This window comes from Chitinophaga sp. HK235 (assembly GCF_018255755.1).
Taxonomy (GTDB): Bacteria; Bacteroidota; Bacteroidia; order Chitinophagales; family Chitinophagaceae; genus Chitinophaga.
This window is the reverse complement of sequence record NZ_CP073766.1, coordinates 18,101-44,606: the sequence shown is the minus strand read 5'-3', so window position 1 is coordinate 44,606 and position 26,506 is coordinate 18,101. Positions and strand designations below refer to the sequence as shown.

The window sequence follows — 26,506 nt, the reverse complement described above, 5'->3', positions numbered from 1 at the left end:
GCTTTAGCCGACTTTTTACGGGAAAAAAATACCGATCTCTGTTACGTATAGCCAACGACGTTATAATACGTTGTATCGGTATATCTCCTGCCCAATAGACCCGGTGCTGTCAACCTGCACCCTTTGAAAATATATATATGGTACATCGAATTATTGAATGGTCCCTGCGCAACCGGTTTATTGTGCTGGTGCTGGCAACCGCCTTGTTTGCCTGGGGTATCTATGCCGTCAAAAAAAATCCTATCGACGCCATTCCCGATCTGTCTGAAAACCAGGTGATCGTATTCACGGAATGGATGGGCCGCGGCCCTCAGCTGATAGAAGACCAGATCACCTATCCGCTTGTGACCAACCTGCAAGGACTTCCCAAAATCAAATATGTACGGGGATCTTCCATGTTTGGGATGAGTTTTATTTATGTCATCTTCAATGATGATGTAGACATTTACTGGGCCAGAGAAAGGGTACTGGAACGGTTAAGCACCGTATCCCGCAACCTGCCCACCGGCGTTGCGCCGCAGCTTGGGCCCGACGGCACCGGTGTTGGCCACATCCTCTGGTATACCCTCGACGCCCCGGGTATGGACCTTGGAGAACAACGCGCACTACAGGACTGGTACATCAAATTTGCCCTTCAGAACGTAGAAGGTGTGAGTGAAATCGCTTCCTTTGGCGGTTTTCAGAAACAATACCAGATCACGGTAGATCCTAATAAACTACTGTATTACCGTTTGTCTGTAGCAGAAGTGATCAATGCTATCCGGACCAACAACAACGAGTCGGGTGGCCGCAAATTTGAGCTCAGCGATATCGGCTATATCATTAAAACATCCGGCTATCTTAAGTCTGCCGAAGAGATCGAAAACATATCCGTCAAAACACAAAACAGCATTCCCATCCGGGTGGCTGATATCGCCACCGTGCAGATGACCGGCGAAACACGTCTGGGCATCTTTGACCAGGACGGACAGGGAGAGCGTGTAGGCGGCATCGTAGTCATGCGTTATGGTGAAAACGCCGCTGCCGTGATCGACAAAGTGAAAGCGAAAATGCAGGAAGTAGCCAAAGGTTTTCCGGAGAAAGTAAAATTCGACATTGTATATGACAGGGGTGAACTGATCAAAGAATCTGTAGACTCCATCAAACATACGCTCATCGAAGAAATGATCGTCGTATCCATCGTCGTGATCATCTTCCTCTTCCACTGGCGCAGTGCCCTGAGCATCATTATACAGATCCCTATCACGCTGGCCGCCAGTTTCCTGCTGCTGAATGCCTTCGGCATTTCTTCCAACATCATGTCGCTGACAGGTATAGCCCTGGCCATCGGTGTGATCGTAGACAACGGGATCATCATGAGTGAAAACGCCTATAAGCATCTGGCAGAAAGGTATGCCCTCTGGCAGGAACAACAAAAAAACAAGTAACATGAACTGGCTGAAAAAGATATTTAAGAAATCACCGCAATGGATCAGCGAAGAAGAGCGGCTGAAGATCATAGAACAATCCAGCAAGCAGGTGTCACGCGGTGTGTTTTTTGCCACCATTATTATCATTACCTCATTCCTGCCGGTGTTTATGCTGACTGGCCAGGAAGGCAAACTGTTTCACCCGCTGGCCTATACGAAAACGTTCATCATGATCATGGACGCCCTGCTGGTGATCACGCTGGCACCGGTGCTGATCTCCTTCTTCATGAAAGGCAAATTCAGGTCCGACAATGCCAATCCTGTAAACAGAATACTGGAGCGCATATACGAACCCGTGATCAAAGGGGTATTAAAATGGCGCAAGACCACTATCGCTATCAACGTGATCGCGCTGGTGATCACCATCCCGCTGCTGAAAAGCCTTGGCAGCGAGTTTATGCCGCCGCTGGACGAGCAGAGCATTCTGTTTATGCCGGTCACCCTCCCGGATATTTCCAATGCAGAAGCCAAAAGGATACTGCAGGTACAGGACAAAATCATCAAGTCAGTGCCCGAAGTGGAGAAAGTGCTGGGCAAGGCAGGCCGCGCCAGCACCGCTACAGACAACTCCCCCATCAGCATGATAGAAACCATCATCATGCTGAAGCCTAAATCCAAATGGCGGGAAGGCAAAACCAAAAAAGACATCATCGATGAGCTGGATGCCAAACTCCAGATACCCGGCGTTGTCAACGGCTGGACCCAGCCTATCATCAACCGTATCAATATGCTGGCTACCGGTATTCGTACAGACGTTGGCGTGAAAGTATACGGTCAGCAGCTGGACACTATTGCCGCTGTTTCCGAAAGGGTAAAACAAGCCCTGGAAGGCACCTCCGGCATCACCGATCTGTACGTGGAACCCGTTACCGGCGGTAAATACCTCGATATCACCGTACGCCGTGCCGACCTGGCCCGCTATGGCCTCAACGTAGACGATGTGAACCAGACCGTGGAAACCGCTCTGGGCGGCTCTCCTATCGGAAACACCATCGAAGGAAGACAACGTTTTTCTATTAGTGTCCGCCTGGCACAGGACTACCGCAACAGTGTGGAACGTATCCGCCGTATCCCCATCATGTCGGCCTCCATGGGAGAAGTACCCCTCTCGTCTGTTGCAGACGTGAAGTTCACCGACGGCCCGCCCATGATCACTTCAGAAAACGCCATGCTCCGCGGTGCAGTACTGTTTAATGTACGCGGCCGCGACCTGGGCAGCACGGTAAAAGAAGCCATCGACAAAATGGGCAAGGCGCAGGGCGTTCTTCCACAGGGATATTATCTGGAATGGAGCGGCCAGTACGAAAACCTCATCCGCGGCCAGCAGACACTGTTATGGATTGCACCGATAGTACTGATCATCATTTTCTTCTCGCTCTACTTCGCCTTCCATTCTATCCGCGAAGCCCTCCTGAGCCTCATCACCGTACCTTTTGCCCTCATCGGTGGCGCCTATATGATTTATTTCTGGGGTGTCAATCTCTCTGTGGCCGTGGCCGTAGGCTTTATCGCTCTTTTCGGTATCGCTGTGGAAACGGGTATCGTGATGGTCATCTACCTGAATGATGCCATGCAGCAGCTGGTGAAACAGAAAGGTAACAGTTCAGCCACCATCACCCGGGAAGACCTGCGCGAACATGTGATATACGGCGCAGCCAAAAGGCTCAGACCCAAACTGATGACCGTATGTGTATCCCTGTTCGGGCTGGTACCGGTACTGTGGGCCAGTGGCGTAGGCACAGACGTGATGAAGCCCATCGTACTGCCCATGATCGGCGGAGTACTCACCTCTTCTACCCACATCCTGCTGGTGACCCCGCTGATCTTCCTAATGACAAAAGAATATGAATTGCGTAAGCACGGAAAACTGGAGATTCATGAAGTACATCATTAAACATATATACATCAAACAACTGGTCATAGCGCTCTTTATCCTGGGAGCACCGGCACAGTCATTCGCACAACAAACACCAGTGTTATCTCTGTCCGGCATCCTGCAGAAAATTGACAGCAACAACGTTCTGCTGCAGTCTTACGGACTGAAGGCAGAGAGCTACAAACACAACGCAGAAGCAGCTACCGCCTGGATGGCACCCATGGTAGGCGTCGGCACCTTTATGACACCTTATCCCGGCCAGCAGGTGATGGACGAGCGCGACAAAGGCAGCCTGATGCTGCAGCTGGAACAGGATATTCCCAACCCGGCGAAACTAGCCGCTAAGAAACGTTATATCGCCTCTCAGGGCAATATCGAACTGGCTACCCGCGGTGTCACCCTCAACGAGTTGAAAGCACAGGCCAAAAGGTTGTACTTCAACTGGATCATCGCGCAGCAAAAAATAAAAGTGCTGCAGGAGAATGAAAAGATCATGCAGACCATGAAAAAAATTGAGGAGGTAAGATATCCGTACAACCAGTCACAGTTGAGCGGTGTCTATAAAACCAATGCCAAACTGGAAGACAACCGCAACATGATCCGCATGCAGGAAGGCACCATCGCCAAAGCCCGTTCCTGGCTCAACAGCCTGATGAACGCACCCGGCAACCAGGCATTTGAGATTGATACCAGTTACCAGCCGGTATTTGAGCCTGCCGCCTCTTATGACACCGCCTCCCTGGCCGCCGTACGCAAGGATGTCCTGAAAATGAATGAGAGCATCAGTTCCATGCAGCTGAATATTGAAAGCATGAAACGCGACAAGAAGCCGGATTTCAGGGTTCGTTTTGATCATATGCAACCGCTGGGCGCCATGATGCCAAAGGCTTTCAGTGCCATGGGCATGGTCAGCATTCCCATAGTGCCCTGGGCTTCCAAAATGTATAAGTCTGGTATCAAAGCCATGGAATACAATGTGGCAGCTATGGAAAAAGAAAAGGCTGCCATGTTGCAGGAAACACAGGGCATGCTGTATGGTATGCAGTACGAGATCCGCACCATGCAGCAGCGCATTGCAGCCATGGAAGACAAAATCGTGCCTTCCCTGCGGCAAACGCTGGACGCCGGTTTCCTCAACTACCAGGAAAACAAAATGACGCTGAGCAATGTGATCGACTCCTGGGAAGCACTGACGATGATGCAGTCCGGCATACTGGATGAAAAATTGAAACTCTATGAAATGATCGTGGATTATGAGAAACAGCTATATCGTTAATATCATACCCGCCATGGCCGTGGCCATACTGGCGCTGGCAGCCTGCAAGCGCCAGCCTGCCAAAACCCACAGTGCCGGGCATGCCCAGGGCACCGACAGCAGCGTTGCTGCACTGACACAGCCTGTCAACGCCCGCGTGATCGCCACCATTCCGGTGATCAAAGCAGAGAGCGGCACCCGTATCTATACCTCTGAAGTAAGTGGTGTTATCACCTATGATACCCGTCGTCAGACCAGTATTGCCAGCCGTGTAGGCGGCCGTATAGAAAGGCTCCTGATTAAATACAACTACCAACCGGTAAAACAGGGACAGCTGATTATGGAGATCTATTCTCCCGAACTGGCCGCCGCTCAGCGTGAACTGCTGCTCGTAGCCCGTCAGGGTGATCAGCTACTCGCAGCTGCACGTCAGCGGCTACAGCTGCTGGGCATGCAAACGGCACAGATAGACCAGGTACTGAGAACAGGAAATATCCTTTATCGTATTCCAGTGTATAGTAACAGTAACGGCTATATCCTGGAAAAAACCAGCAGTGCTTCCTCGTCTGCTCCTGCAGCGATGGCACCTGCCGCCGCGCCCGCAGGCGATGGTATGAACAGTATGGGAGGCGGTAGTGCAGCACCCGCAGCGCCCGCCACAGCAACAGCAACGGCCACTACGCCAGTCATGCTGCGGGAAGGACAGTATGTCAGCGCCGGGCAATCACTTTTCACCATCTACCAGGCTGATAATCTTGTTGCTGAATTTTCCTTCCCATCTCAACTGGCATCTAAGCTCAAACTGCAACAGCAGCTGCTCTTTTATCCCACCCACGACAAGGCTGCCATGCAACCCGGTACCATCGGGCTTATTGAGCCGGTCTTCCGTAATGGCCAGAACTTCACGCTGGTACGAGTATACCTCGGTAGTCATCATTTCCGCGCAGGACAGCTGCTGACCGGTCACATACCCCTCGTTTATAACGAAGGATGGTGGCTGCCTAAAAAAGCTGTGTATCATTCCGGTAATAATACCATGGTGTTCCGCAAAACACAGGGCGCCTTTGTACCTGTAACGGTAGAAACAGGAGCCACTGTAGCAGAGATGGTCCAGATCAAAACACCGATCACTGACTGGGAAATAGCTTCCAACGCAGCCTACCTGGTAGACAGCGAGAGCTTCATCAAAACAAATCCTTAAAGCATGGAAAGAAAACAATTCATACGTTCCATAGCCATCGTTTCCCTGGTACCGGCCCTGTTGCTGGCAGCCTGTAAGGAAACAGGCAAAAAAGCTGCAGAGGCAGGCAAACAACAAACGTTCACCTGCCCCATGCACCCGCAGATCGTACAAAACAAACCCGGTACCTGCCCTATCTGCGGCATGGACCTGGTACCTTTCGACAAAAACAACAAAGACGTAGCCCTCACGCTCGACAACAGCCAGATAGCCCTCGCCAATATCACCACGGTGACCATCGGTGCAGGCAACCTGGCCGGATTCAAACAGCTCAACGGCCGCCTGGTCACCGACCCGGAGAAAACAACCGTCATCTCCAGTCGGGTACCCGGACGGGTGGAAACATTGTATGTCCGGGAAACAGGCGTCAGGGTGAGTAAAGGACAACCTTTGTACCGCATCTATTCGGAACAGCTGGCCTCCCTGCAACAGGAATACCTGCTGGCAGCTGCACAGGTCAAACAGTTTCCGGATGATGCCCGCTTTGCACAGATAGAAAAAGGTGCACGCCAGAAACTCCGGCTGTACGACCAGTCAGATACCGCCATTCAGCAGCTGCTGCAATCACAGAAGGTAAATCCCTATGTAACCTATCCTGCCACCCAAAGCGGCATGGTTTCTGAGCTGTCAGTCACCGAAGGACAGTATGTTTCCGAAGGTGGCGCTGTGATGCGTCTCGAAGGGTATAATCAGTTGTGGGTAGAAGCCGATATCTATCCCGGAGAAGCAGAAGCAGTACGTCCGGGCCAGACCGTGAAAGTAGTCATAGCAGGCTGGGAGCAGGAACCACAGCAGATGACCATACAGTTCATCAATCCTGCCCTGCAGAGCGGCAGTCAGCTGATGCAGATACGCGGTACCATCCCCAACCCCGACAACCGCTGGCAGCCGGGGTTACAGGCCAACATCCTCCTGCCTGTAAAAAGTAAAAACGACGTACTGACATTACCGGTAGACGCCGTAATCCGCGATGGTAAAGGAACACATGTGTGGATAGAAAAAACCAAAGGCAAGTTTGAACCACGCACCGTCACCACCGGTATGGAAAATTTTGATGCCGTGGAAATCGCAGACGGGCTGGAAGCCGGTGATAAAGTAGTCGTTACCGGAGCCTACCTGCTCTACAGCGAATATATCCTGAAAAAGGGCGCCGACCCGATGGCCTCCGCATCAGGCCATCATCACTGATATCTGCTTAGTTCATCATAAAATCAAATACACATGACCACCTTCCTGAAAGCAGGATTACCCGTTATGGCAGCCGCATTGCTGGCTGCCTGCGGCAATAGTAAGACGGCTGCTCCCGAACGACCCGATTCTTCCGGGCAACAGTCAGCGCCTGTTACCGAAGTCGCTAAACCAGCAGGACTGCAGCTCAAAAACGATCAGCTGAATGCAGTGTACCAGCAATACCAGCAGCTGTCAACCGCCCTGATCAATGGCGACGAAGCCGCCGCAAGGATCGCTGCCAACGCAATAGAAGCTGGCGCCAAAGGCATCAGCGGCGCGGAGAAATTAGTGAGCACCGCCGCCGGTATCATGGCCGCGCCCCACCTCGACGCACAACGCACTGCCTACGCCACCCTGAGCAACGACCTGATCACTCTCGTGAAAAAGTCAGGCATCAGCAGTGGCACCCTCTACGTTGACTACTGTCCCATGGCCCTCAACGATAAAGGCGGCTACTGGCTCAGCGACGAATCAGGCATCAAAAACCCCTACTTCGGGGATAAAATGCTCACCTGCGGGGAAGTAAAAGAAACCATACAATAATCATTCATCTTCATTCAATCACTACTCAATCATACTCATGAAAACTATTATCATCAGCACCCTGGCACTGACTGCCATCACCTTCGCCGCCTGCAACAACCAACAGGCCACCCACGAAGCCCAGCACACCGACAGCTCGGCTGCCGCACATCATGAGGCAGCATCTGCCGAAAAGCCAATGGCAACCATAAAACCACAGTTCACCGACGTGAACCCCACTGCTGCCGCAAGCATCAAAGCAGTGGTAGATGGCTACCTTCAGCTGGAAAATGGTCTCGCTGCCGACGATGATGCAGCTGCTGCCAAAGCCGGTAAAGTCATGTCTGAAGCCCTCGCCAAATTTGATGCCTCCTCACTTACACCGGAGCAGCAAAAAATCTACGTCGCCAATAAAGACGACTTAAAAGAACATGCTGAACATATCAGTAAAAATGCAGGCAACATTGCACATCAACGTGAGCACTTCGCTGAAATGAGTGAAGACATCTACGACCTGGTAAAGGCCTTCGGCGGCGGAGAACCACTCTACCACATCCATTGCCCCATGTACGATAATAATAAAGGTGCCTGGTGGTTAAGCAAGTCGGCTGAAATCAAAAACCCTTACATGGGCGCTAAAATGCCCACCTGCGGCGTAGTTGAACAACTCATCCAATAACGTCCCAGGGCTAAAGCCCTGGGCTATTTTAGATTGGATAAGACGGGGGTTTCGTTTTCATTGATAGAAATTTTATCGTCCCGAAATGATTAATAGCCCAGGGCTATTTTAAATTAGATAAGACAGGGGATTCGTTTTCATTGATAGAAATTTTATCGTCCCGAAATGATTAATAGCACAGGGCTATTTTAGATTGGATAAGACGGGGGATTCATTTTCATTGATTAGAAATTTTATCGTCCCGAAATGATTAATAGCCCAGGGCTATTTTAAATTAAATAAAACAGAGCATTCATTTTAACAAACAAATCATATAAATAAAAAACACCACGTCTATGCTGCAATCTAAAATAGCCCAGGGCTTTAGCCCTGGGAAACTAAAATGGTGGCTATTAGGCATATTCGTAGTCATTCAGTTTTTCAGGCCCTCCAAAAATCAGGGTAGTCAACAGGATGCCACTAAGGATGTTGCCGCCATATATCCTATGCCCGACAGCGTGCAGCATATTCTGCAGCTGGCCTGCTATGACTGTCACAGTAATCATACCCGATACCCATGGTATGCGGAGATACAACCGATTGGCTGGTTGTTGAACAAACATATACAGGGAGGCAAAAAAGAGTTGAATTTCCAGGAATACGGAGAATATTCGTTTAAGCGACAGCGTAATAAGCTCAAACGTATGAAAGAACAGATCATATCCAAAAAAATGCCGCTGCCTTCCTATACTCTATTGCACCCGGAAGCCCGGTTAACGCACGTCCAGCAACAGGCCGTGATAACCTGGATCGATAGTACCCTTACGAAAATTTAAATACACCGCAGATAAATACTGACAATAACAACAACAGTTGCACTACATAAAACAAAGTGACTTTCCCTTTCATGGGAGCCAGATCTGTATGGATTTCCTGGCCGGAGGCCGATGCCAGCAGGTGCGGCTTCATTTTCATTCCCAGTCTGCGGCCGTTGAAGCCGTTGAGCACCAGCAGTAATACCAGTAACATTTTCACCCTGAACCAAAGCTGCTCGCCATAGGTGCCATGCACCATGGCCATCAAACTGGTACCGGATAATAATAACAACAAAAATCCTATGCCCATCATCATGGGGAACCTGGAGGTCAGATCTATGATGGCAGCCGCCTTCATACGGTCCTGCTGGTATACCTGCCAGAAACGGCGGTTGGCTAAAAACCCAGCCAGTACTAAGCCCGCCATCATGGTCAGCCCGGTAATATGTACCAGCAAACTTAATAAATACATGTTCATTGTTGAATGATTTTATGGGTACAAAGGTCCGCTGCGCCTCCCTTTTCCGTTTATATTAAAAGGAGTCATATTTATATTAAAAGGAATTAGATTTGTAAAAAAGTAAGATGCCACTCGCCTGGGAAAATAGCAACGATAATAAGGAGCCTCATGTCAATACGGTCATTCAGGATATCAATTCACCACAGCTGAAGGAGGAAAGTGGAGAACTATCCCTTCCGATTGGCCGGGCGAAGATGTCCCACTGGCAGTTTGATGGTATCCGCATGATCCACAGTGATTGGGAGTATAATGACTGTAGGTCTATGACCTGGAAGGCAGACGTCGACATCGTGCACCTGCACTTCAACCTGAAAGGGCAGTTTACGGTGACCCCGCTGGAAAGCCAAACACCCCTGTACTTTACAGCCAACACACATAACATGCTGTATACCAATATGGGTGCTAGCACTATGAAAAATGAAGAGCTGATGGCTTCTCAGTTTATTCTTCAATTTACTCGTGATTCTTTTTTGCAACTGACCGAACACTCAGACGAAGCGCTGCAACGTTTTGCGGACAAAGTGCTGAACAGAAAAATCGGGACACTGTCTCCTCAGAGCATGCCCATCGATCTCCCCATGCAACAAAACATCAATTCCATCCTGCATTGTAATTATCAGGGTGGTATCAAAAAAATGTTCCTTTTTTCCAAAGCCATAGAGATGCTGGTATTGCAGGCCGCTTCCTATCATCAAACCCATCATCATACAAACGCGGTCGTACGTACGCCCTATGACCGGGAACGCCTGCACTTTGTGCGGGACCACCTGTTAGAGAACCTGGAGAACCCTCCTACCCTGTCGGCCCTCGCCAGAATGGCCGGCCTTAATGAATACAAACTGAAGTATGGTTTTAAGGAACTGTTCAACACCACGGCCTTTGGCTTTGTGGCAGAGCAACGTCTGGAACTGGCCCGTACCTATCTGCAGGACCAGCATAAGTCGGTAGGAGAAATTGCCACCATGCTGGGATACTCTTCCATACAGCATTTCAGTACGGCTTTTAAAAAGAAATTCGGATGCTCCCCTAACAAAGCAAGATAAGCCCATATACTGGCTGACAACAGTTATTCCCACAAACACAACATCAGCATTCCTGACAAGTCTGCAGAGGTGATTTTTTTCATTCCACCATTTTTCCGGTTCATTGTCCATTTTTTCCGCTTCACTCACTTTGTCCTGAATTAGTTTTTGGGGGAGGATGATATTTGCCCCTCTATATGCAATAAAACTGAAGGCAATGAACCTCCAAAAAAGTAACATAAGAAGCAGACACATACTTCCCGGTATGATCATGGCCTGTTTGCTGCCGGCAGCGCTCAGCAGCTGTGGCGGCAACGCCGGTGCCGAAACAGCCGGTATGGCTGCACCTACTCCGGAACTGCCGGTGATGACCCTCGACACCACTACGACCCTCACTACCAACGAATATTCCGCTCAACTGGAAGGGAAAGTGAATGTGGACGTACGTCCACAGGTAGATGGATATCTTAAAAAGATTTTTGTGGATGAAGGCAGTTATGTAAAGGCTGGTCAACCACTGTTTGAAATCAATGATCAGCCCTACCGTGAGCAGCTCAACAGAGACATTGCCAGTCTCCATGCGATGGAGTCTGCCCTGGCAGCTGCCCAGCTGGAAGTAGACAAAGTACGTCCACTGGTAGAAAACAAGGTAGTAGCCGATATGCAACTCAAAACCGCTATGGCCACTATGCAAACGGCCAAAGCTAATGTTGACCAGGCCAAGGCAGCGGTAGCCGCTTCCCGTGTCAATGTAGGCTTTACCCTGATAAAAGCTCCTGTCAACGGATATATCGGCCGTATTCCCAAAAGGATCGGCAACCTGGTAGGCAGAAATGATGCAGCTCCGCTCACCACACTTTCTGATATCAGTGAGGTATACGCTTATTTCTCTATGAGCGAAAACGATTTCATGAACTTCAGCAAAGGCGCTTCCGGCGTAAGTCTGCAGCAACAGCTGAAACAGCTTCGCCCGGTAACGCTCATTCTCTCCAATGGTGATGCTTTTAACCAGAAAGGTCGTATCGAGATGGTAGACGGACAGTTCAATAAAACAACGGCCGCTATCAGCCTCCGGGCCACCTTCCCGAATCCGGCAGCCATCCTGCGTTCCGGCAATACCGGCAAAGTAAGGGTGGAACAACTCTACAGCGGGGTGATACAGGTGCCGCAGGCCGCCACCCTGGAAATGCAGGACAAAATATTTGTATATCAGGTGGTCGACAGCAATAAGGTACAACGCCGTATCCTTGAGCTGTCCGGCAGAAGTCAGGATAACTTCATCGTAAAAGAAGGACTGAAGCGGGGTGACAGGATTGTCACTGCCGGCATAGAAACCCTGATGGAAGGCGCGGTGGTGAAACCCGCCAACAACAAAGATTCCGTTGCAACAAACGGAAAATAAACCAAAGTAAAACAAGCCATGCTCAATAAAATTATTCAACGGCCGGTACTGGCCACCGTTATATCGGTTATCCTGGTGATCCTGGGTATCGTAGGCCTTACCCGGCTGCCGGTGACACAGTTCCCGGACATCGCGCCACCCAGCGTGGTGGTGAGCGCCTCCTTCCCCGGCGGTAATGCTGCCACGGTACTACGTTCGGTAGTTACTCCCCTGGAAGAGGCCATCAACGGGGTGGAAAACATGACTTATATCCAGTCTAACGCCGGCAATGACGGTGTAGGCTCAGTGACCGTATTCTTCAAACTGGGTACCGATCCTGATCAGGCAGCGGTAAACGTACAAAACCGCGTAGCCCAGGTGACCAGCCAGTTACCACCTGAAGTAATACAGGCCGGTGTTACCACCACCAAACAACAGAGCGGGATGATCATGATCCTGGACATTTACAGTGAAGACAACAAAAAATATGATGAAGCCTTCCTGCAGAACTATGCCAAGATTAACGTGATCCCCGAGATCAAACGTATACCCGGTGTAGGCCAGGCACAGATCTTCGGTGCCAAGGACTACTCCATGCGTGTATGGCTGAAGCCCGAACAGCTGACTGCCTATAACGTAACGCCGACAGAGGTAATGAACGCTATCCGCGACCAGAGCCTGGAAGCGGCACCTGGCAGATTTGGCGAAGGCACAGATGAGCCCTTGTCTTATGTGATCAACTATAAAGGAAAATTCAATCAACCCGAACAGTTCGAAAAAATCGTCATCAAGGTAGCTCCTGATGGTTCAGTGTTGTATCTGAAAGACCTGGCCCGTATAGAACTGGGCTCGGCCAACTACACCACCGACAACCGCGTAAATGGCAAAGATGCCGTGACCATGGCCATCTTCCAGACCAATGGTTCCAATGCCAACGCTATCCAGACAGAGATCAACAAAGTGATGGACAACGCGTCCCAAACTTTCCCGAAAGGCGTCAAATATCAGGTGACCATGAGCACCAAAGAACAGCTGGACATCTCTATTAAACAGGTGAAATCTACGCTGATAGAGGCTTTCGTGCTGGTTTTCGTGATCGTGTTTCTGTTCCTGCAAGACTTCAGGTCTACACTGATCCCTGCCATTGCTGTTCCGGTTTCGCTGATAGGTACCTTTTTCTTTTTGCAGATGCTGGGCTTTTCCATCAACATGCTCACCTTGTTTGCCTTAGTGCTGGCCATCGGGATTGTGGTGGATGACGCCATTGTGGTGGTAGAAGCGGTGCACAGTAAGATGGAGCGATCGCATTTGCCAGCCAAAGCCGCTACTATGTCGGCGATGAGCGAGATCACCGGCGCTATCGTGTCTATTACCCTGGTAATGGCCGCAGTGTTCCTGCCGGTAGGTTTTATGGAAGGCCCCACCGGCGTGTTTTACAGGCAGTTCGCCTTTACACTGGCTATCGCCATCCTGATATCCGCACTGAACGCACTGACGCTTAGTCCGGCCCTGTGTGCCCTCTTCCTGAAAAATACCCATGCCGGAGAAGGGGGTCATGGTGAAAAAACACCCGCCAGACAAGGTTTTGCAGGCCGTTTCTTTACCGCTTTCAACACCGGTTTCCAGGCGATGACCAATAAGTACGCCCGTGGTGTCAAATGGCTGATCAACTATAAATGGGTGAGCCTGGGCGCACTGGCCCTCATCATCGTAGCAACTGCCTTACTGATGCGCAGTACGCCTAAAGGGTTTATTCCCAACGAAGATGGCAGCTTTGTGGCCTATTCCCTGTCACTCCCTCCGGGAGCGGGTCTGGAAAGGACCACGGTAGTGCTGCGCAGAGCAGACAGCATCCTTAAAAAGATGCCTATGGTGGAATCAGAAACCAGCATTTCCGGATACAACATTCTGAGTAATGGTGCCAGTCCGGCTTATGCGATGGGCTTCGTGAAACTGAAGCCTATCAAGGAACGTGGCGAAGTGCAGAACATAGATCATATCGTATATCTGATGAACGAACAGCTGAATACCATTAAGGAAGGTACTTTCAGTGTGTTTACCTTCCCGACGGTGCCCGGCTTCGGTACCTTCAACGGCCTGGAGCTGGTGCTGCAGGACCGTACCGGCGGACCAGTGGAGAAATTCAGTGAAACCGCCAACCGCTTCATCGGAGAGCTGATGCAAAGTCCGGAAATAGCCGTAGCCTTTACTATGTTTAAGGCCGACTTCCCACAGTATGAGCTGGTAGTGGATCCCGTAAAAACAAAACAGCTGGGTGTTAATGTAAGCGACCTGATGATGACACTGCAAACTTATTATGGTAGTAATCAGGCATCAGACTTCAACCGCTTCGGTAAATATTATCGTGTGATGGTACAGGCCGCACCGGAATCCCGTGGTACCCCTTCCAGCCTCGAAGGTATATTCGTTAAAAACGATCAGGGACAGATGGTACCAGTGAACAGCATGATCACTTTGAAAAAAGTGTATGGTCCTGAGATGATGAACAGATACAATCTGTTTAACTCTATCTCCATCAATGCGATGCCCAAACCGGGCTACAGCACGGGTGACGCGATCAAAGCGGTGGAAAGAGTGGCTGCCACCAAACTCCCTGCCGGCTTCAGTTTCGAGTGGACCGGATTAAGTAAGGAAGAAAAGAATGCCGGCAACCAGATGGTGTTCATATTTGTGCTGGCGCTGATATTTGTGTACTTCCTGCTGGCAGCGCAATATGAGAGTTATATACTGCCGCTGGCCGTACTGTTATCTATACCAACCGGTATCCTGGGTGTGTTCCTGGCTATTAATCTGGCGGGCATCGACAACAACATTTATGTACAGGTAGGTCTGGTGATGCTGATTGGTCTGCTGGCAAAAAACGCCATCCTGATTGTAGAATTTGCCGTACAACGGCGCCGGGCAGGCAAAACGCTGCTGTCGGCCGCGATGGAAGCCTCCAAACTGCGTCTGCGTCCTATCATCATGACCTCGCTGGCCTTTGTAGCCGGGCTGGTTCCGCTGATGGTCGTAAAAGGACCTTCCGCACTGGGTAACCATTCCATCAGTATCGGCACCGCAGGTGGTATGTTGTCCGGCGTAATCCTGGGCGTGTTCATCATCCCGGTATTATTCATCGTGTTCCAGTATCTGCAGGAAAAAATCTCCGGAAAAACACCGGTAGCAGCAAAGGAAGTGGTGATGGAACCAGCAACAGTTTAACAGCAATTTCAAAAAATCAGCAAACAATGACTATCAATAAATCATCCCTTCTCGCCATCGCCGTGTTTTCCAGCACGGTCATGGCCTGCAGGGTGGGCAAAGAGTTCACCAGGCCGGCAGTGCCCTTACCGCATCACTACCGTAGTGCGCCTGCTACTGCCGACAGCAGCAATACCGGCCAGCTTTCCTGGAAAACGTTTTTCACCGATCCGGCGCTGCAAGCCCTGATCGATAGTGCCATCGCTCAAAACTTCGATATACAGGTAGCCCTTAAAAATGTGGCTGCTTCCGAACAGGCGGTCAAAGCCGCCAGGCTGGCCAATCTGCCGGACCTGAACCTGCAGATGCAGGCCAACCGTAACTATCCGTCTAAAAACAGTCTGAACGGCTCTTTGTCGGAACAGTATATGGGTACCCGTTATATGGACGATTACAACGCCAACATCGGCCTTAGCTGGGAGGTGATTGCCTGGGGAAAAATCAGTCGCATGAAAGAGATAGCCCTTGCCAGCTACCTGCAGAGCACAGAGGCTTCCAAAGCGGTACAGACAAGAATAGTGAGCGAGGTGGCGCAAGGATATTACAACCTGTTAATGCTGGACACCCAGCACGCCATTGCCGCCAGAAACCTGGCACTCAACGACAGCACCCTGCAGATGATGCAGCTGCAATTCAATTCCGGCCAGATCAATAATCTCGCCATTGAACAAACAGCAGCCCAGCGTCAGGTGGCTGCCGCCCTGTTACCCAAAATAGAGCAACAGATCATCCTTCAGGAAAATGCATTGAAGATCCTCTCCGGATCCCTGCCAGGGACTATTGCCAGAAGCAACCGGCCCTCATCCATTGTAACAGACAGTCCGTTATCCGCTGGTGTTCCAGCATCCCTGCTCAGCCAGCGTCCTGACGTGCAGGCAGCAGAGATGGCTGTCAAAATAGCCAACGCCAAAGCGGGCATCGCTCAAGCCAGCATGTACCCCGCCCTCAATATTACCGCAGGCGTTGGTATCAATTCATTTAAAGCCAGTAACTGGTTCAGCATACCAGGCAGCCTCTTTGAAACAGCAGCCGGCAGCATCACGCAACCCATCTTCCAACGGAGGAAATTAAAGACAGAATGGGAAACGGCTAAAATAGAATGGGAAAGAACAGCTATCGAATTCCGAAAATCGGTACTGACAGCCGTGGGAGAAGTATCAGACGCGCTCGTGAAAATGGATAAGCTCCAGGCGCAGCATGATATGACCCGGGTACGGGTGGAGAAGCTGCAAAGCGCCATCAGAGATGCCGGCCTGTTGTTTCGAAGCGGTATGGCCTCCTACCTGGAAGTGATTACCGCACAGGGCAATGTATTACAAAGTGAACTGGACCTTTCAACAGTAGAACGCGAGCAGCAGGGCGCCGTGATAGAACTGTACCGCTCACTCGGAGGTGGATGGAAATAGAAGTGCAACCTGATAAGTATGATTACTTTATATTTAAGGCCAGTTGTACTACCAAATACAAGCAATGAGCAAGAATAACATGGCAGAAAAAATGTTCAACAGGTACTACCGGATATTTATCATTCCGATGATATTTCTCCTGTATTACCTGTTGTCCTACCTGGTAAACCCTTACAGCGAATCCTGGTCAAGAATGTCGAAACTAAGTTGGCGGGAACTGATCATTGAGTGGACGATCATGATGATCTTCTGCTGGCTGATCACGGAACTGAGCCTGATCACCGCCAGATGGATGGACCGCTGGATACCCTGGGAGAGATGGCCCATCCGGCGTTTTATCGCCCAGCTCTTTGGTCAGATCATTTCGGTAGGCATTCTGCTCAGCATTTTATATGTCACACTTTCTCTCATCTTCGGCCCTCCTGAAGAAAAGCCGGCCACCATACCAGAGAAACTGGACGAATGGCAGTTTGTGTTTGTATGTGTGATGCTGTCTATCCTGATCAGCGCCGTTCATACCGGTAATTTTTTCCTGCAACGCTGGAAAACCTCTATGCTGGAGGCTTCCGAACTGGAACTCAAAGCTGCCGAATTAAGGCAAATAGCCATGCAGTCGCAGCTGCAATCCCTGAAATTACAGCTGGACCCACATTTTATGTTCAATAATTTCAGTACCCTTTCGGCACTGATTGAAGAAGATAAGGACACCGCGCTCTCTTTTCTGGAGAACCTTTCCCGGGTATACCGGTATATGATTGTTAACCTCAACAATGATATCATTACACTGGGAGCCGAGTTACGATTTATACAGGCTTATATCTACCTGATCCGGATCCGTCATGGTAACAATGTAGACATACAGATCACCATTCCCGATTCGATCACCAACCGTGGCATCCCTCCTATTACCCTGCAACTGCTCATAGAAAATGCTATCAAGCACAATGTCGCCTCCGGTGAACAACCACTGCATATCCGCATTTATCAGCAGGAAGAAGGCAAATTAACTGTCAGCAACAATACACAGCGTATCCCTAACGTGATCCCTTCCACCAAGCTGGGACTGGAAAACATCAAAAACCGCTATGGTTTGTTATCAGACCAGGCTCCTGAGATAAAGGAAGAGAATAGCATGTTTATGGTGACGCTGCCTTTACTGGATTTCTAAAATTAATTTATGCGTTTAGTTATCATTGAAGATGAAAAGCCCAATGCAACCCGGCTAAAAAATCTGGTACACGATATATTCCCCGATACTACAATTGAAGCCATCCTTGACACCGTTAGTGCCAGTGTGGCCTGGTTCAGACAACACCCCCACCCCGATGTAGCCCTTATGGATATCAGACTGGCAGATGGTTTATCATTCGACATCTTCCAGCAGGTATCCCTCCAATGTCCGGTTATCTTTACCACTGCTTATGATGAATACGCCATCCGGGCCTTCAAAGTCAATAGCATTGACTATCTCTTGAAACCTATAGAAAAAGAAGACCTGCGCCAGGCCCTGGACAAGATCCACCGGCAGCCCGTGCAAACAGGACCTACAGAGATGGTGCAGCAGCTGCTGGAGTTCTTCAAACAAAAAGAAGTAAGCTACCGTACCCGCTTCATGCTTCCTTTCCGGGACGGTTACAGAACAGTGCTGGTAGAAGATGTAGACTTCGCCTATTATGCCTACAGCACCACCCGTCTTGTATTAAAAGATAAATCAGAGGTGGTGGTCACCCAAACCATGGACGAACTGGAAGAACAGTTAAACCCCGCTCAGTTTTTCCGGGCCAACCGCCAGCATATCATTGGCATCCACAGTATTGATCGTATTCTCCACTCCTTCAACGGCAAACTACAGATCAGGCTCAAACGAGATCCGGAAAGGGAGGTGCTCGTAAGTAAAGAAAAAGTGCCTTTGTTTAAACAGTGGCTCGATAAATAATAATTTGCCTAAATTCATTACATGCAATTTGAGGTATTGCCGGTCATCGATATTATGCTCAACCTATATCATCAACCAGCAGGCATGGAGCGTTTCCATCAATATTTAAAACAGCTGCAGGGCAATACCAAAGGAGATCTGGCCATGCCATTGGGAGGTTTTAATCCAATGGGAAAAGTGCATGTATCAGCGCAACTGGAATTATTGAAGGCTTTACATGCAGAGGAAATAATGACTGCGGCATTATCAGGTATTAACCAGCGATGCAAGCAATTAGCACCGTACAAGGTTTTCCGTGTAGCGCTGAACCTTTGTGATGATCTGAAAGGAGGATGGACCAACCGTTATACCACCGATTATGACAGCCGTTTTAAAATACAGGCGCTGGTAGCGCGTGGATTCAGTGTACCTGTTTTCTGGACCAGTGAAACGTACGATGCATCATTGATCCGTACCAGGACGTTGGAAAGCTGTTACCGTACCCTTTACCGGTTATCGTCTTCCCGGCCTGCAACACTGGAGGAACATGGGAAGCAGGAAAGGTATGTGACTATACATGCCGGCAGTGCTCCGGGCGAAAGCGGCCCCCATCCTGCTGTTGCAGCTTTTTATAGGCAACATAGCGACAGCCGGGAATATGCTGTGATCTTCAATTTTCTTTACGGAGATGAAGCTGCGGTGTCGCTGGGATTTCCCAGCTTTGGTATCCCGGGAGAGATGGCCGGCTTACGTTATCTGCAACAGTTTGTTTAAAGCGCTGACTGTTTATTTAAAATGCAGTCTGCCGGTATTATCAAAATAATAATCGACAGTGGTAGTTGACTTCAGATTATCCAGGAATATGATAATGGGTTGATTCCGATCGATGTTGCCGGTGAATGTTTCATTGGCAATACGGTCATTGTCCATGATAACGGGAATTCCGAACCATCGTGGCAATACGCGGGATATCTCCGACAGGGTAGCGCTGGAAAAATAAAAGAAGCCCTGGCGCCAGCTAAGTTCTTCCATTTCATCAAAAGGCCGTACCTGAATTCCTTTGCCGGTGGCAACGGCTTGTTGTCCGGGTTTGAGTGTTACCTCATCTTCTCCCTCCTTCATTTTAACAGCGCCATCCACCAGTGATACTTTTACGGCATTGTTATCATAGGAGTTGATGTTGAAAGAAGTGCCCAGTACCTGAACGGTGCTATGAGCGGTATGTACAAAGAAAGCATGGTCGACATCTTTCGCCACCTGGATAAATGCTTCCCCATCGATGAATACGTCTCTGGAGGTACCGAAGAAAGGCACTGAAAAACGCATGGTAGTCGTGGAGTTGAGCCATACGTTGGTACCATCAGGTAGTTGCACCTTATAATCGAGACCGGCAGGAACGGCCAATGTTAACTTTTCGTTTCCTTTGGGTTCCCCGATGGTACTTGTTACCAGCGAAAGCGTTTTATTATTGTTGTTAAATTGAATTTTCTGCAGGGCGATGGTGCCACTGTCGGTAGACAGATTCACTATTTTTCCGTTGCCTACTTGCAGTTGTACACCCATGTTTTTATCCAGGAGGCTTAAGCGATGGTGAGTAGCTGGTATAGATTGAAAGAACCACCAGGAGATCGCGGTTATGGCTAACAAGGCTGCAGCAGCGGCCCATGACCAGGGGATGGGATGTATACGGCCTCGGGGGCTGGGAGATGATGTGGTGTTAATTTCCTCCGATGTTGATGAAACTTGTATATCCTGCTGGGTGAGCGGGAAGGTTCCATCTGACGGAGCAATATGGTCAGGCACTTCCAGCCAGGTCTGGAGCGGGCGTTCATTGCCGGTCTTATTACCATTAACCGACAGTGCGGTAATGTCCTGCCAGGGTAATTGATCGAACCGACAGAAGCCGTTGTCAATATCTTCAGAAGGGTATAATTTCTTCGTTTGTTGCCATAGGGTGGCTACCACACTGTCTGTTGAGATCAGGTGGTCGAGATAGGCTTCATCGGCGGCGTTGATAATGCCTCCGATTTTCTCCATCATGAGTTGCTGTATCTTTAAATTGGCTCTCATCACTTAAATAAGACACTTTTTTTCACAAGGCGGGCTAATGATCAATAAACTTTATTTTTCAGCAGGTTCCGCAGATCTTTCAGGGCAAGTGCCATGTGTGTTTTCACGGTGGCTTCGCTGATGCCCAGATAGTCGGCTATTTGCTGGCGGGTATACTGGTACAGGTAGCCCAGTTTGAACACCCTTGCCCTGACAGCCGGTAGTTGTGCCATTGCATCAGACAGGTGTTGCTGTAATTCTTTATTCTCCAGAATATTGGCAGGTGGTTCATAATCGGGCGGCAACTGTAAACGGGCGACTCTCTTACGCATGCTTTCGATTGACCGGATATAATTGAGGCTGCGGTTACGGATACTGATAAAAAGAAAATTTCTGATAGGACCGTCCAGGGGAGCAGCTTTGCTCCAATCCATCTGCCAGAAGTCTATATAAAACTTCTGCACCAGATCCTGCGCTTCTGTTTCATGCTGAATGATACCATAAGCGACAACAGTCAGCCATTTGCGGTAGGTTGTATAAATATAGCCAAATGCATCCGGATCGTGTTCCTTCAGCTTTTGCCATAATATCATATCATTCTCATATCTGTTCATGGCTGTGTATTCGGTAACAATATGTCAGCAGTGACAGGTCATACAGCAGAAACGTCCACCAAAGGGATAAACAGGCCAGAATACAATAGAGCACTGACATAGTTTAAGCATGGCAATAAGGTTATTAAGGGAATGACACTCCTTGTACAAAGCAGTTTTTGACTAGTTTCCTTGTTGTAAACCGTGTAACGAGCTAAAGCATATCGTTATTCTTACATGAAAATAAAGTATAGCAAGGGGTTTTAAGTGAATGGACGAAAGGAAAAATGTTAATCGGTTGTTATGAAATTTGAGATGCAAAGAAAACAGGCAAAAATGAATTTGCATGTTAAATTTCCGTTATGCGCGTAACATTAAGTTAACATGAAAACCGCTACCGTAGTTAGCCCGGGATGAAATAAACAGTGTCTTTATTACAGGAAGTACCTGAATTTTTTCATCAACAACAACTGATCCAAACCTATCAACACATTGTCATGAACATTACTCACCTAATGCGCGGGAACTGGCTCCGCAAATTAATGAAGCTGGTAATTTTTACTGGGATGCTGTATACCTCCACTCCTGTAATAGCTAGCCCCCAGGGAGAAATGAAAGTAACACTTGCCTTTAAGGACGCCCCCCTTAGCACCGTGTTTAAGAACATCGAAAAGCAAACCGGACTGGTATTTATGTATAACACGAACCAGGTAAGGGATTCCTATCGGGTAAGCATATACGTAAAACAAACTTCATTGAACGAAGTGTTAAAAAATCTTCTTTCTCCCCAGGGAATCACCTGGGAATTCAGGACAAAGACAGTAGTATTGAAGCCAGAGAAAACAGATGTGCCTATGAGCGCACTCCCTCCTGACTCTGCCGTAGGTAATGTAGTTTCCGGAGAAGTAAAAGATCAAAATGGAATGCCATTACCAGGTGCTTTTATATACATCAAGGCTACACGAAAAGGTACGATCAGCAATGAAAAGGGGGTATTTACACTGAACAATGTGCCAAATGGTGCTATCCTCCTGATCACTTATACCGGTTATGTTCCACAACAGATCAATGCCAATGGAAACCGTCCGCTGCGTATTATGATGGATGTAGCCAGCAATAAGCTGGACGAGGCTGTTGTGATGGCCTATGGGGTTACTTCACGGCGCATGAACACAGGGTCCATCAGTAAGGTAACCGCAGAAGAAATCAGCCGGCAGCCGGTTTCCAATCCGCTTGCAGCATTGGACGGAAGGGTTCCGGGCATGCTGGTCACTCAAAGCAGTGGAGCTCCGGGTGCTTCCGTAAAAGTACAAATCAGGGGGCAGAATTCACTGGTAAATGGTACAGAACCACTTTATATTATTGACGGAATCCCTTTTGCCCCTAATAATGATAATATCAACAACGTCAATTCCCTTCTGACTTCATCGAGTGGAGCTGGCCTGAGCCCATTCAGTATGATAAACCCCGCTGACATTGAGAGTATAGAAGTATTAAAAGATGCAGATGCTACCTCCATTTATGGAAGCAGGGGTGCTAATGGTGTGGTGCTCATTACTACAAAAAAGGGGAAAAGTGGTAAAGCTACCTTACAAGCTGTGATCAATACCGGATTTAGCAGGATAAGCAGAGGAGTTGACATGCTCAATACCAAGGAATATGTTGCCATGAGAAAAGAGGCATTCAAAAATGACGGGATTACTCCCAATAACGATCCCGGAACGGCAGGGTATGCACCGGACTTGATGGTATGGGATACAACCAGGTATACCGATATTAAAAAGATACTACTGGGCGGAACTGCGAAGATATTGAATGCTACATTATCCCTTTCAGGAGGAAATCAATACACCCAATTCTTGGTTAGCGGATCTTTTCATAGAGAAACTACCGTCCTACCAGCGGATGGATCAGATAGCAAACCCTCTCTGAATTTCAATTTAAACCACACTTCCAATAATCAAAAATTCAATCTGTCTCTTTCATCTATTGCCAATTTTGATAATAATAATCTTCCGGTAGCCAACGGTTTTTACTTATTCACACCACCTAACATGCCAAATCTATATAATGCGGCCGGACAGCTAAACTGGCAGGAAAATGGAGCCTATTTTCAGAATCCACTAGCAGATTTACTGAAAAAATATAACGCCATCACAAATAATTATCTTACCAGTCTTACGCTTAGTTATAAGATATTACCTGGGTTAACAGCAAGAGTAAATACAGGGTTTAACATATTAAACACAAGAGAAACACAAATAGTACCTATATCATCCCTCAATCCCAGCCTTAATCAAACAGGTACCTCCGCATTTGGGAGCGGTAATATAAAAAGCTGGATCATTGAACCTCAGTTAGAATACACTATCTCAGTACTGAAAGGGAAACTGAACATTCTCGCGGGTGGTACCTGGCAAGACAATAGAAGAGATAGGCTATATTTAATGGGAAATGGTTATACATCGGATAACCTTATCAATTCTATAGCTGCAGCACCCAATATTGTCAGCAAAGTATCGGATGATGTAAAATATCGTTATGAAGCTGCTTTTACAAGACTAAACTATTCTTATGCCAACAAATATATTTTGAATCTAAGCTGCAGAAGAGATGGTTCTTCACGGTTTGGCCCTAATAAAAGATTTTCCAATTTTGGATCCGCAGGTATTGCTTGGATATTCAGTAATGAAAGACTAATCAGTCAAAACCTACCTTTTCTTAGCTTTGGAAAATTACGTGGTAGTTATGGTATTACCGGCAATGACCAGGTCGGAGATTACAAATATTTACCAACCTGGACAACGTCTACACTCAACCCGTATCAGGGAGGCATAGCGTTAAAACCTGACAATTTATTCAATCCGGATTTTTATTGGGAAGGAAATAAAAAACTAGAGGTTGCGCTCGATTTGGGCTTCTTAAAAGACAGATTCCTAGTATCTGCTTCCTTCTATAAAAGCTACAGCAACAATCAGCTCGTAAATTATCCTTTACCTTCCCAAACAGGATTCACATCTATCGTTCAGAACCTTCCGGCATTGATTACTAACCAGGGAATCGAACTGGATCTGAATGGGAAAATCATTAACAATCGAGATTTTAAATGGATTATTTTGGGCAACATCACTATTCCCTCTAATACATTAGTCAGATTTCCCAATCTTAGTAGCTCCTCTTACGCTAATCAATATGAGATCGGTAGATCCATCAATATCCTAAAGCTATACAAATCATATGGAGTAGATCCCAAAACCGGACTTTATACCTTCCATGATATTAATAGCGATGGCATGATTGACACGAAAGACCTTCAATATATAGGCAAAACAAACCCTGACTATTTTGGTAGTGTAGGCACGGAGCTAAGCTATAAAGGCTTGCAAATAAGTACAATTTTCACCTTCAGAAAACAACTGGGCCGAAACTTTTTCGGTGACATCTCATCATCCTATTTGCCGGGTATGATGTATAACCAACCTTCTGTTATAATGAACAGATGGCAGCATGAAGGAGATAATGCTCAATACCAAAAGTTCTCTGCAACCACTTCCAGTGATGCATACAGACAAGCCTCCTTAATTTCATCATCAAGTGGCGCCTATAGTGACGCTTCCTTTATTAGAATGAAAAACATCTCTATTTCCTACTCCCTTCCAGACAATTATTTAAAACGGTGGCAAATAAAGAGTTGCAAATTGTTTCTTCAAGGTCAGAACCTCGTGACGATAACAGACTATATAGGTGATCCGGAGACTCAAAGTTTATATGCAGTTCCGCCATTAAAAACAATTGCACTTGGGCTGCAATTAACGTTATAAGCTATATTCCATAAATAACAAAGCTTCACATCATGATCACAAATAAAATACCAAGAATATTTATGAGCTATTATCACAAATATTCCACTATCATTTTATTGATTCTTGCATCAACGATATCCCCCTCTTGTAACAAATTTGTAGAAGTAGGCTTACCTCCCAATAAAGTCACATCGGATGCCACATTCAAAGATGACCCTAATGCCACATCGGCGGTTGTTGGACTTTATTCTCAAGTTATGGCAATAACCAATATTGCTTCAGGAAGTATAACTGCCTATACAGGCCTTGCTTCCGACGAACTATTATATACACTTGACATTAAAAACCCTAAAGAGTTTCAATCCAATACCATTTCTTCCACCAATGGAATTATTTCGCTAGACCTTTGGTCCAGACCGTACCAATATATCTACCAGGCCAATGCTTGTATTGAGGGAATTAGCGCCAGCACAGGCATATCATCCGGAGTTAAAAACCAACTTCTTGGAGAATGCCTATTATTGCGGAGTTTCCTATACTTTTATCTTATCCAGTTATATGGAAATGTTCCCTACATCAACTTTTCGGATTATACCCGTTCGGCTACCCTTCCCAGGACTGATGTAAGTGAAATATACCAAAACATTGTGAATGATTTAAACAAGTCAAAAAAACTTCTCACAGAAACAAATCCTACCAGTGGAGTTGTCAGACCCAATAAATACGCAGCAAGGGCCTTGCTGGCAAGAGTATACCTGTATACCGGGAACTGGGCGCTAGCAGAAGAAGAAGCTACTGCGGTGATCGAATCACAAAAATATAGTCTGGTTACAGACCTCAGCAAGGTTTTTCTTATGAATAGCAATGAAGCGATCTGGCAAATTATGCCTACAGGTACAATTATAAATACCCAGGAAGGAAATTTGTTTGTCTCCAATTCACCCGTTGCAGTACCAACATATCTTATTTCTGATCAACTATTAAGTGCATTCGAACCGGGAGACCCCAGGAAAACATCTTGGATATCAACAAAAGTAATAGCCGGGCGGCCTTACAACTTCCCCTTTAAATACAAAATACCTGCAAAGCCCAACACTGTTGTAACGGAATATTATAATATCTTACGACTTGCAGAACAATATCTGATTCGGGCTGAATCGAGGATCAGACTCGGAAAAACAAATGCCGGAATAGAAGATATTAATACATTAAGAAAAAGGGCAAGAGGCAATAGCTCTAACATTCTTTCTGACAGAGCTCAAAATCTGTCTTTTGATGATGCAATGAAATATCTGCAACAGGAACGCCGGATTGAATTATTTGCCGAATGGGGTCAAAGATGGTTTGATTTAAAAAGATTTAAGCTCGCCAGTTTGGTCTTAAAACCAATAAAACCATCATGGAGAGACAGCGACACTTTATTTCCTATTCCCAATTCCGAAATACTTCTAAATAAAAATCTAACTCAAAACAACGGTTACAATTGATCAT

The 26,506-nt window shown here is 47.6% G+C and carries 20 protein-coding genes; 17 read left to right on the top strand and 3 right to left on the bottom strand.

Annotation, left to right across the window (positions count from 1 at the left end):
• Window positions 1-137: 137 nt before the first annotated feature.
• From KD145_RS32395 to KD145_RS00160, 8 genes are all read left to right on the top strand, one after another.
• On the top strand, window positions 138-1,427 hold the full coding sequence (locus tag KD145_RS32395; RefSeq protein WP_212003921.1) for an efflux RND transporter permease subunit: 1,290 nt from the start codon (window positions 138-140) through the stop codon (window positions 1,425-1,427).
• 1 nt (window position 1,428) lies between these two features.
• Window positions 1,429-3,363 carry an efflux RND transporter permease subunit gene (locus KD145_RS32390; RefSeq protein WP_212003920.1) on the top strand — a complete coding sequence of 645 codons (1,935 nt, stop codon included), beginning with the start codon at window positions 1,429-1,431 and terminating at the stop codon, window positions 3,361-3,363.
• A complete protein-coding gene (locus tag KD145_RS00185; protein ID WP_212003919.1) occupies window positions 3,347-4,621 on the top strand; it encodes a TolC family protein in 1,275 nt (424 codons plus the stop codon). The genes KD145_RS32390 and KD145_RS00185 overlap by 17 nt, the downstream gene beginning before the upstream one ends.
• A complete protein-coding gene (locus KD145_RS00180) occupies window positions 4,599-5,801 on the top strand; it encodes an efflux RND transporter periplasmic adaptor subunit (protein ID WP_212003918.1) in 1,203 nt (400 codons plus the stop codon). The genes KD145_RS00185 and KD145_RS00180 overlap by 23 nt, the downstream gene beginning before the upstream one ends.
• A 3-nt stretch (window positions 5,802-5,804) precedes the next feature.
• Window positions 5,805-7,028, top strand: coding sequence for an efflux RND transporter periplasmic adaptor subunit (locus tag KD145_RS00175; RefSeq protein ID WP_212003917.1), 1,224 nt, complete (start codon window positions 5,805-5,807; stop codon window positions 7,026-7,028).
• Window positions 7,029-7,061: 33 nt separating this feature from the next.
• Window positions 7,062-7,613 carry a DUF3347 domain-containing protein gene (locus KD145_RS00170; RefSeq protein ID WP_212003916.1) on the top strand — a complete coding sequence of 184 codons (552 nt, stop codon included), beginning with the start codon at window positions 7,062-7,064 and terminating at the stop codon, window positions 7,611-7,613.
• A gap of 37 nt (window positions 7,614-7,650) precedes the next feature.
• The gene (locus KD145_RS00165; RefSeq protein ID WP_212003915.1) at window positions 7,651-8,271 is read left to right on the top strand and encodes a DUF3347 domain-containing protein; all 621 of its coding nucleotides are present in this window, start codon (window positions 7,651-7,653) and stop codon (window positions 8,269-8,271) included.
• A gap of 335 nt (window positions 8,272-8,606) precedes the next feature.
• On the top strand, window positions 8,607-9,086 hold the full coding sequence (locus KD145_RS00160; RefSeq protein WP_212003914.1) for a heme-binding domain-containing protein: 480 nt from the start codon (window positions 8,607-8,609) through the stop codon (window positions 9,084-9,086).
• Here the strand turns inward: KD145_RS00160 and KD145_RS00155 are convergent.
• The gene (locus tag KD145_RS00155) at window positions 9,073-9,543 is read right to left on the bottom strand and encodes a hypothetical protein (RefSeq protein WP_212003913.1); all 471 of its coding nucleotides are present in this window, start codon (window positions 9,541-9,543) and stop codon (window positions 9,073-9,075) included. The two genes, KD145_RS00160 and KD145_RS00155, sit on opposite strands and share 14 nt — an antisense overlap.
• Window positions 9,544-9,650: 107 nt before the next feature.
• Between KD145_RS00155 and KD145_RS00150 the strand changes: the two genes are divergently transcribed.
• From KD145_RS00150 to KD145_RS00120, 7 genes are all read left to right on the top strand, one after another.
• Window positions 9,651-10,628 (top strand): AraC family transcriptional regulator, encoded by a 978-nt coding sequence (locus KD145_RS00150; protein ID WP_212003912.1) that lies wholly within the window; start codon window positions 9,651-9,653, stop codon window positions 10,626-10,628.
• Window positions 10,629-10,824: 196 nt separating this feature from the next.
• Window positions 10,825-12,009 (top strand): efflux RND transporter periplasmic adaptor subunit, encoded by a 1,185-nt coding sequence (locus tag KD145_RS00145; protein ID WP_249219686.1) that lies wholly within the window; start codon window positions 10,825-10,827, stop codon window positions 12,007-12,009.
• Between the two features lie 18 nt (window positions 12,010-12,027).
• A complete protein-coding gene (locus tag KD145_RS00140; RefSeq protein ID WP_212003911.1) occupies window positions 12,028-15,210 on the top strand; it encodes an efflux RND transporter permease subunit in 3,183 nt (1,060 codons plus the stop codon).
• A 26-nt stretch (window positions 15,211-15,236) separates the two neighbouring features.
• On the top strand, window positions 15,237-16,655 hold the full coding sequence (locus KD145_RS00135) for a TolC family protein (protein WP_212003910.1): 1,419 nt from the start codon (window positions 15,237-15,239) through the stop codon (window positions 16,653-16,655).
• A 64-nt stretch (window positions 16,656-16,719) separates the two neighbouring features.
• A complete protein-coding gene (locus tag KD145_RS00130; protein WP_212003909.1) occupies window positions 16,720-17,823 on the top strand; it encodes a sensor histidine kinase in 1,104 nt (367 codons plus the stop codon).
• A 9-nt stretch (window positions 17,824-17,832) separates the two neighbouring features.
• Window positions 17,833-18,591: a LytTR family DNA-binding domain-containing protein gene (locus KD145_RS00125; RefSeq protein ID WP_212003908.1), complete on the top strand. Its 759-nt coding sequence runs from the start codon at window positions 17,833-17,835 to the stop codon at window positions 18,589-18,591.
• Window positions 18,592-18,612: 21 nt separating this feature from the next.
• Window positions 18,613-19,344: a hypothetical protein gene (locus tag KD145_RS00120; RefSeq protein WP_212003907.1), complete on the top strand. Its 732-nt coding sequence runs from the start codon at window positions 18,613-18,615 to the stop codon at window positions 19,342-19,344.
• A 12-nt stretch (window positions 19,345-19,356) separates the two neighbouring features.
• Here KD145_RS00120 and KD145_RS00115 read toward each other — a convergent pair whose 3' ends face one another.
• Both KD145_RS00115 and KD145_RS00110 read right to left on the bottom strand, forming a co-directional pair.
• On the bottom strand, window positions 19,357-20,640 hold the full coding sequence (locus KD145_RS00115; protein WP_212003906.1) for a FecR family protein: 1,284 nt from the start codon (window positions 20,638-20,640) through the stop codon (window positions 19,357-19,359).
• Window positions 20,641-20,681: 41 nt separating this feature from the next.
• Complete coding sequence (locus tag KD145_RS00110; RefSeq protein WP_212003905.1) at window positions 20,682-21,233, bottom strand: RNA polymerase sigma factor; 552 nt, start codon at window positions 21,231-21,233, stop codon at window positions 20,682-20,684.
• A 404-nt stretch (window positions 21,234-21,637) separates the two neighbouring features.
• Here KD145_RS00110 and KD145_RS00105 point away from each other — a divergent pair, with 404 nt between their 5' ends.
• Together KD145_RS00105 and KD145_RS00100 are read left to right on the top strand one after the other, a co-directional pair.
• Window positions 21,638-25,033, top strand: coding sequence for a SusC/RagA family TonB-linked outer membrane protein (locus KD145_RS00105; RefSeq protein ID WP_212003904.1), 3,396 nt, complete (start codon window positions 21,638-21,640; stop codon window positions 25,031-25,033).
• 32 nt (window positions 25,034-25,065) lie between these two features.
• Window positions 25,066-26,502 (top strand): RagB/SusD family nutrient uptake outer membrane protein, encoded by a 1,437-nt coding sequence (locus tag KD145_RS00100; protein ID WP_212003903.1) that lies wholly within the window; start codon window positions 25,066-25,068, stop codon window positions 26,500-26,502.
• Window positions 26,503-26,506 lie beyond the last annotated feature (4 nt).

Excerpts from the sequence above, each read along its gene's own strand:
- KD145_RS32395 (WP_212003921.1), top strand. The coding sequence starts at position 138 with ATGGTACATCGAATTATTGAATGGTCCCTGCGCAACCGGTTTATTGTG.
- KD145_RS32390 (WP_212003920.1), top strand. The coding sequence starts at position 1,429 with ATGAACTGGCTGAAAAAGATATTTAAGAAATCACCGCAATGGATCAGC.
- KD145_RS00185 (WP_212003919.1), top strand. The coding sequence starts at position 3,347 with ATGAAGTACATCATTAAACATATATACATCAAACAACTGGTCATAGCG.
- KD145_RS00180 (WP_212003918.1), top strand. The coding sequence starts at position 4,599 with ATGAGAAACAGCTATATCGTTAATATCATACCCGCCATGGCCGTGGCC.
- KD145_RS00175 (WP_212003917.1), top strand. The coding sequence starts at position 5,805 with ATGGAAAGAAAACAATTCATACGTTCCATAGCCATCGTTTCCCTGGTA.
- KD145_RS00170 (WP_212003916.1), top strand. The coding sequence starts at position 7,062 with ATGACCACCTTCCTGAAAGCAGGATTACCCGTTATGGCAGCCGCATTG.
- KD145_RS00165 (WP_212003915.1), top strand. The coding sequence starts at position 7,651 with ATGAAAACTATTATCATCAGCACCCTGGCACTGACTGCCATCACCTTC.
- KD145_RS00160 (WP_212003914.1), top strand. The coding sequence starts at position 8,607 with ATGCTGCAATCTAAAATAGCCCAGGGCTTTAGCCCTGGGAAACTAAAA.
- KD145_RS00155 (WP_212003913.1), bottom strand. The coding sequence starts at position 9,543 with ATGAACATGTATTTATTAAGTTTGCTGGTACATATTACCGGGCTGACC.
- KD145_RS00150 (WP_212003912.1), top strand. The coding sequence starts at position 9,651 with ATGCCACTCGCCTGGGAAAATAGCAACGATAATAAGGAGCCTCATGTC.
- KD145_RS00145 (WP_249219686.1), top strand. The coding sequence starts at position 10,825 with ATGAACCTCCAAAAAAGTAACATAAGAAGCAGACACATACTTCCCGGT.
- KD145_RS00140 (WP_212003911.1), top strand. The coding sequence starts at position 12,028 with ATGCTCAATAAAATTATTCAACGGCCGGTACTGGCCACCGTTATATCG.
- KD145_RS00135 (WP_212003910.1), top strand. The coding sequence starts at position 15,237 with ATGACTATCAATAAATCATCCCTTCTCGCCATCGCCGTGTTTTCCAGC.
- KD145_RS00130 (WP_212003909.1), top strand. The coding sequence starts at position 16,720 with ATGAGCAAGAATAACATGGCAGAAAAAATGTTCAACAGGTACTACCGG.
- KD145_RS00125 (WP_212003908.1), top strand. The coding sequence starts at position 17,833 with ATGCGTTTAGTTATCATTGAAGATGAAAAGCCCAATGCAACCCGGCTA.
- KD145_RS00120 (WP_212003907.1), top strand. The coding sequence starts at position 18,613 with ATGCAATTTGAGGTATTGCCGGTCATCGATATTATGCTCAACCTATAT.
- KD145_RS00115 (WP_212003906.1), bottom strand. The coding sequence starts at position 20,640 with ATGAGAGCCAATTTAAAGATACAGCAACTCATGATGGAGAAAATCGGA.
- KD145_RS00110 (WP_212003905.1), bottom strand. The coding sequence starts at position 21,233 with ATGAACAGATATGAGAATGATATGATATTATGGCAAAAGCTGAAGGAA.
- KD145_RS00100 (WP_212003903.1), top strand. The coding sequence starts at position 25,066 with ATGATCACAAATAAAATACCAAGAATATTTATGAGCTATTATCACAAA.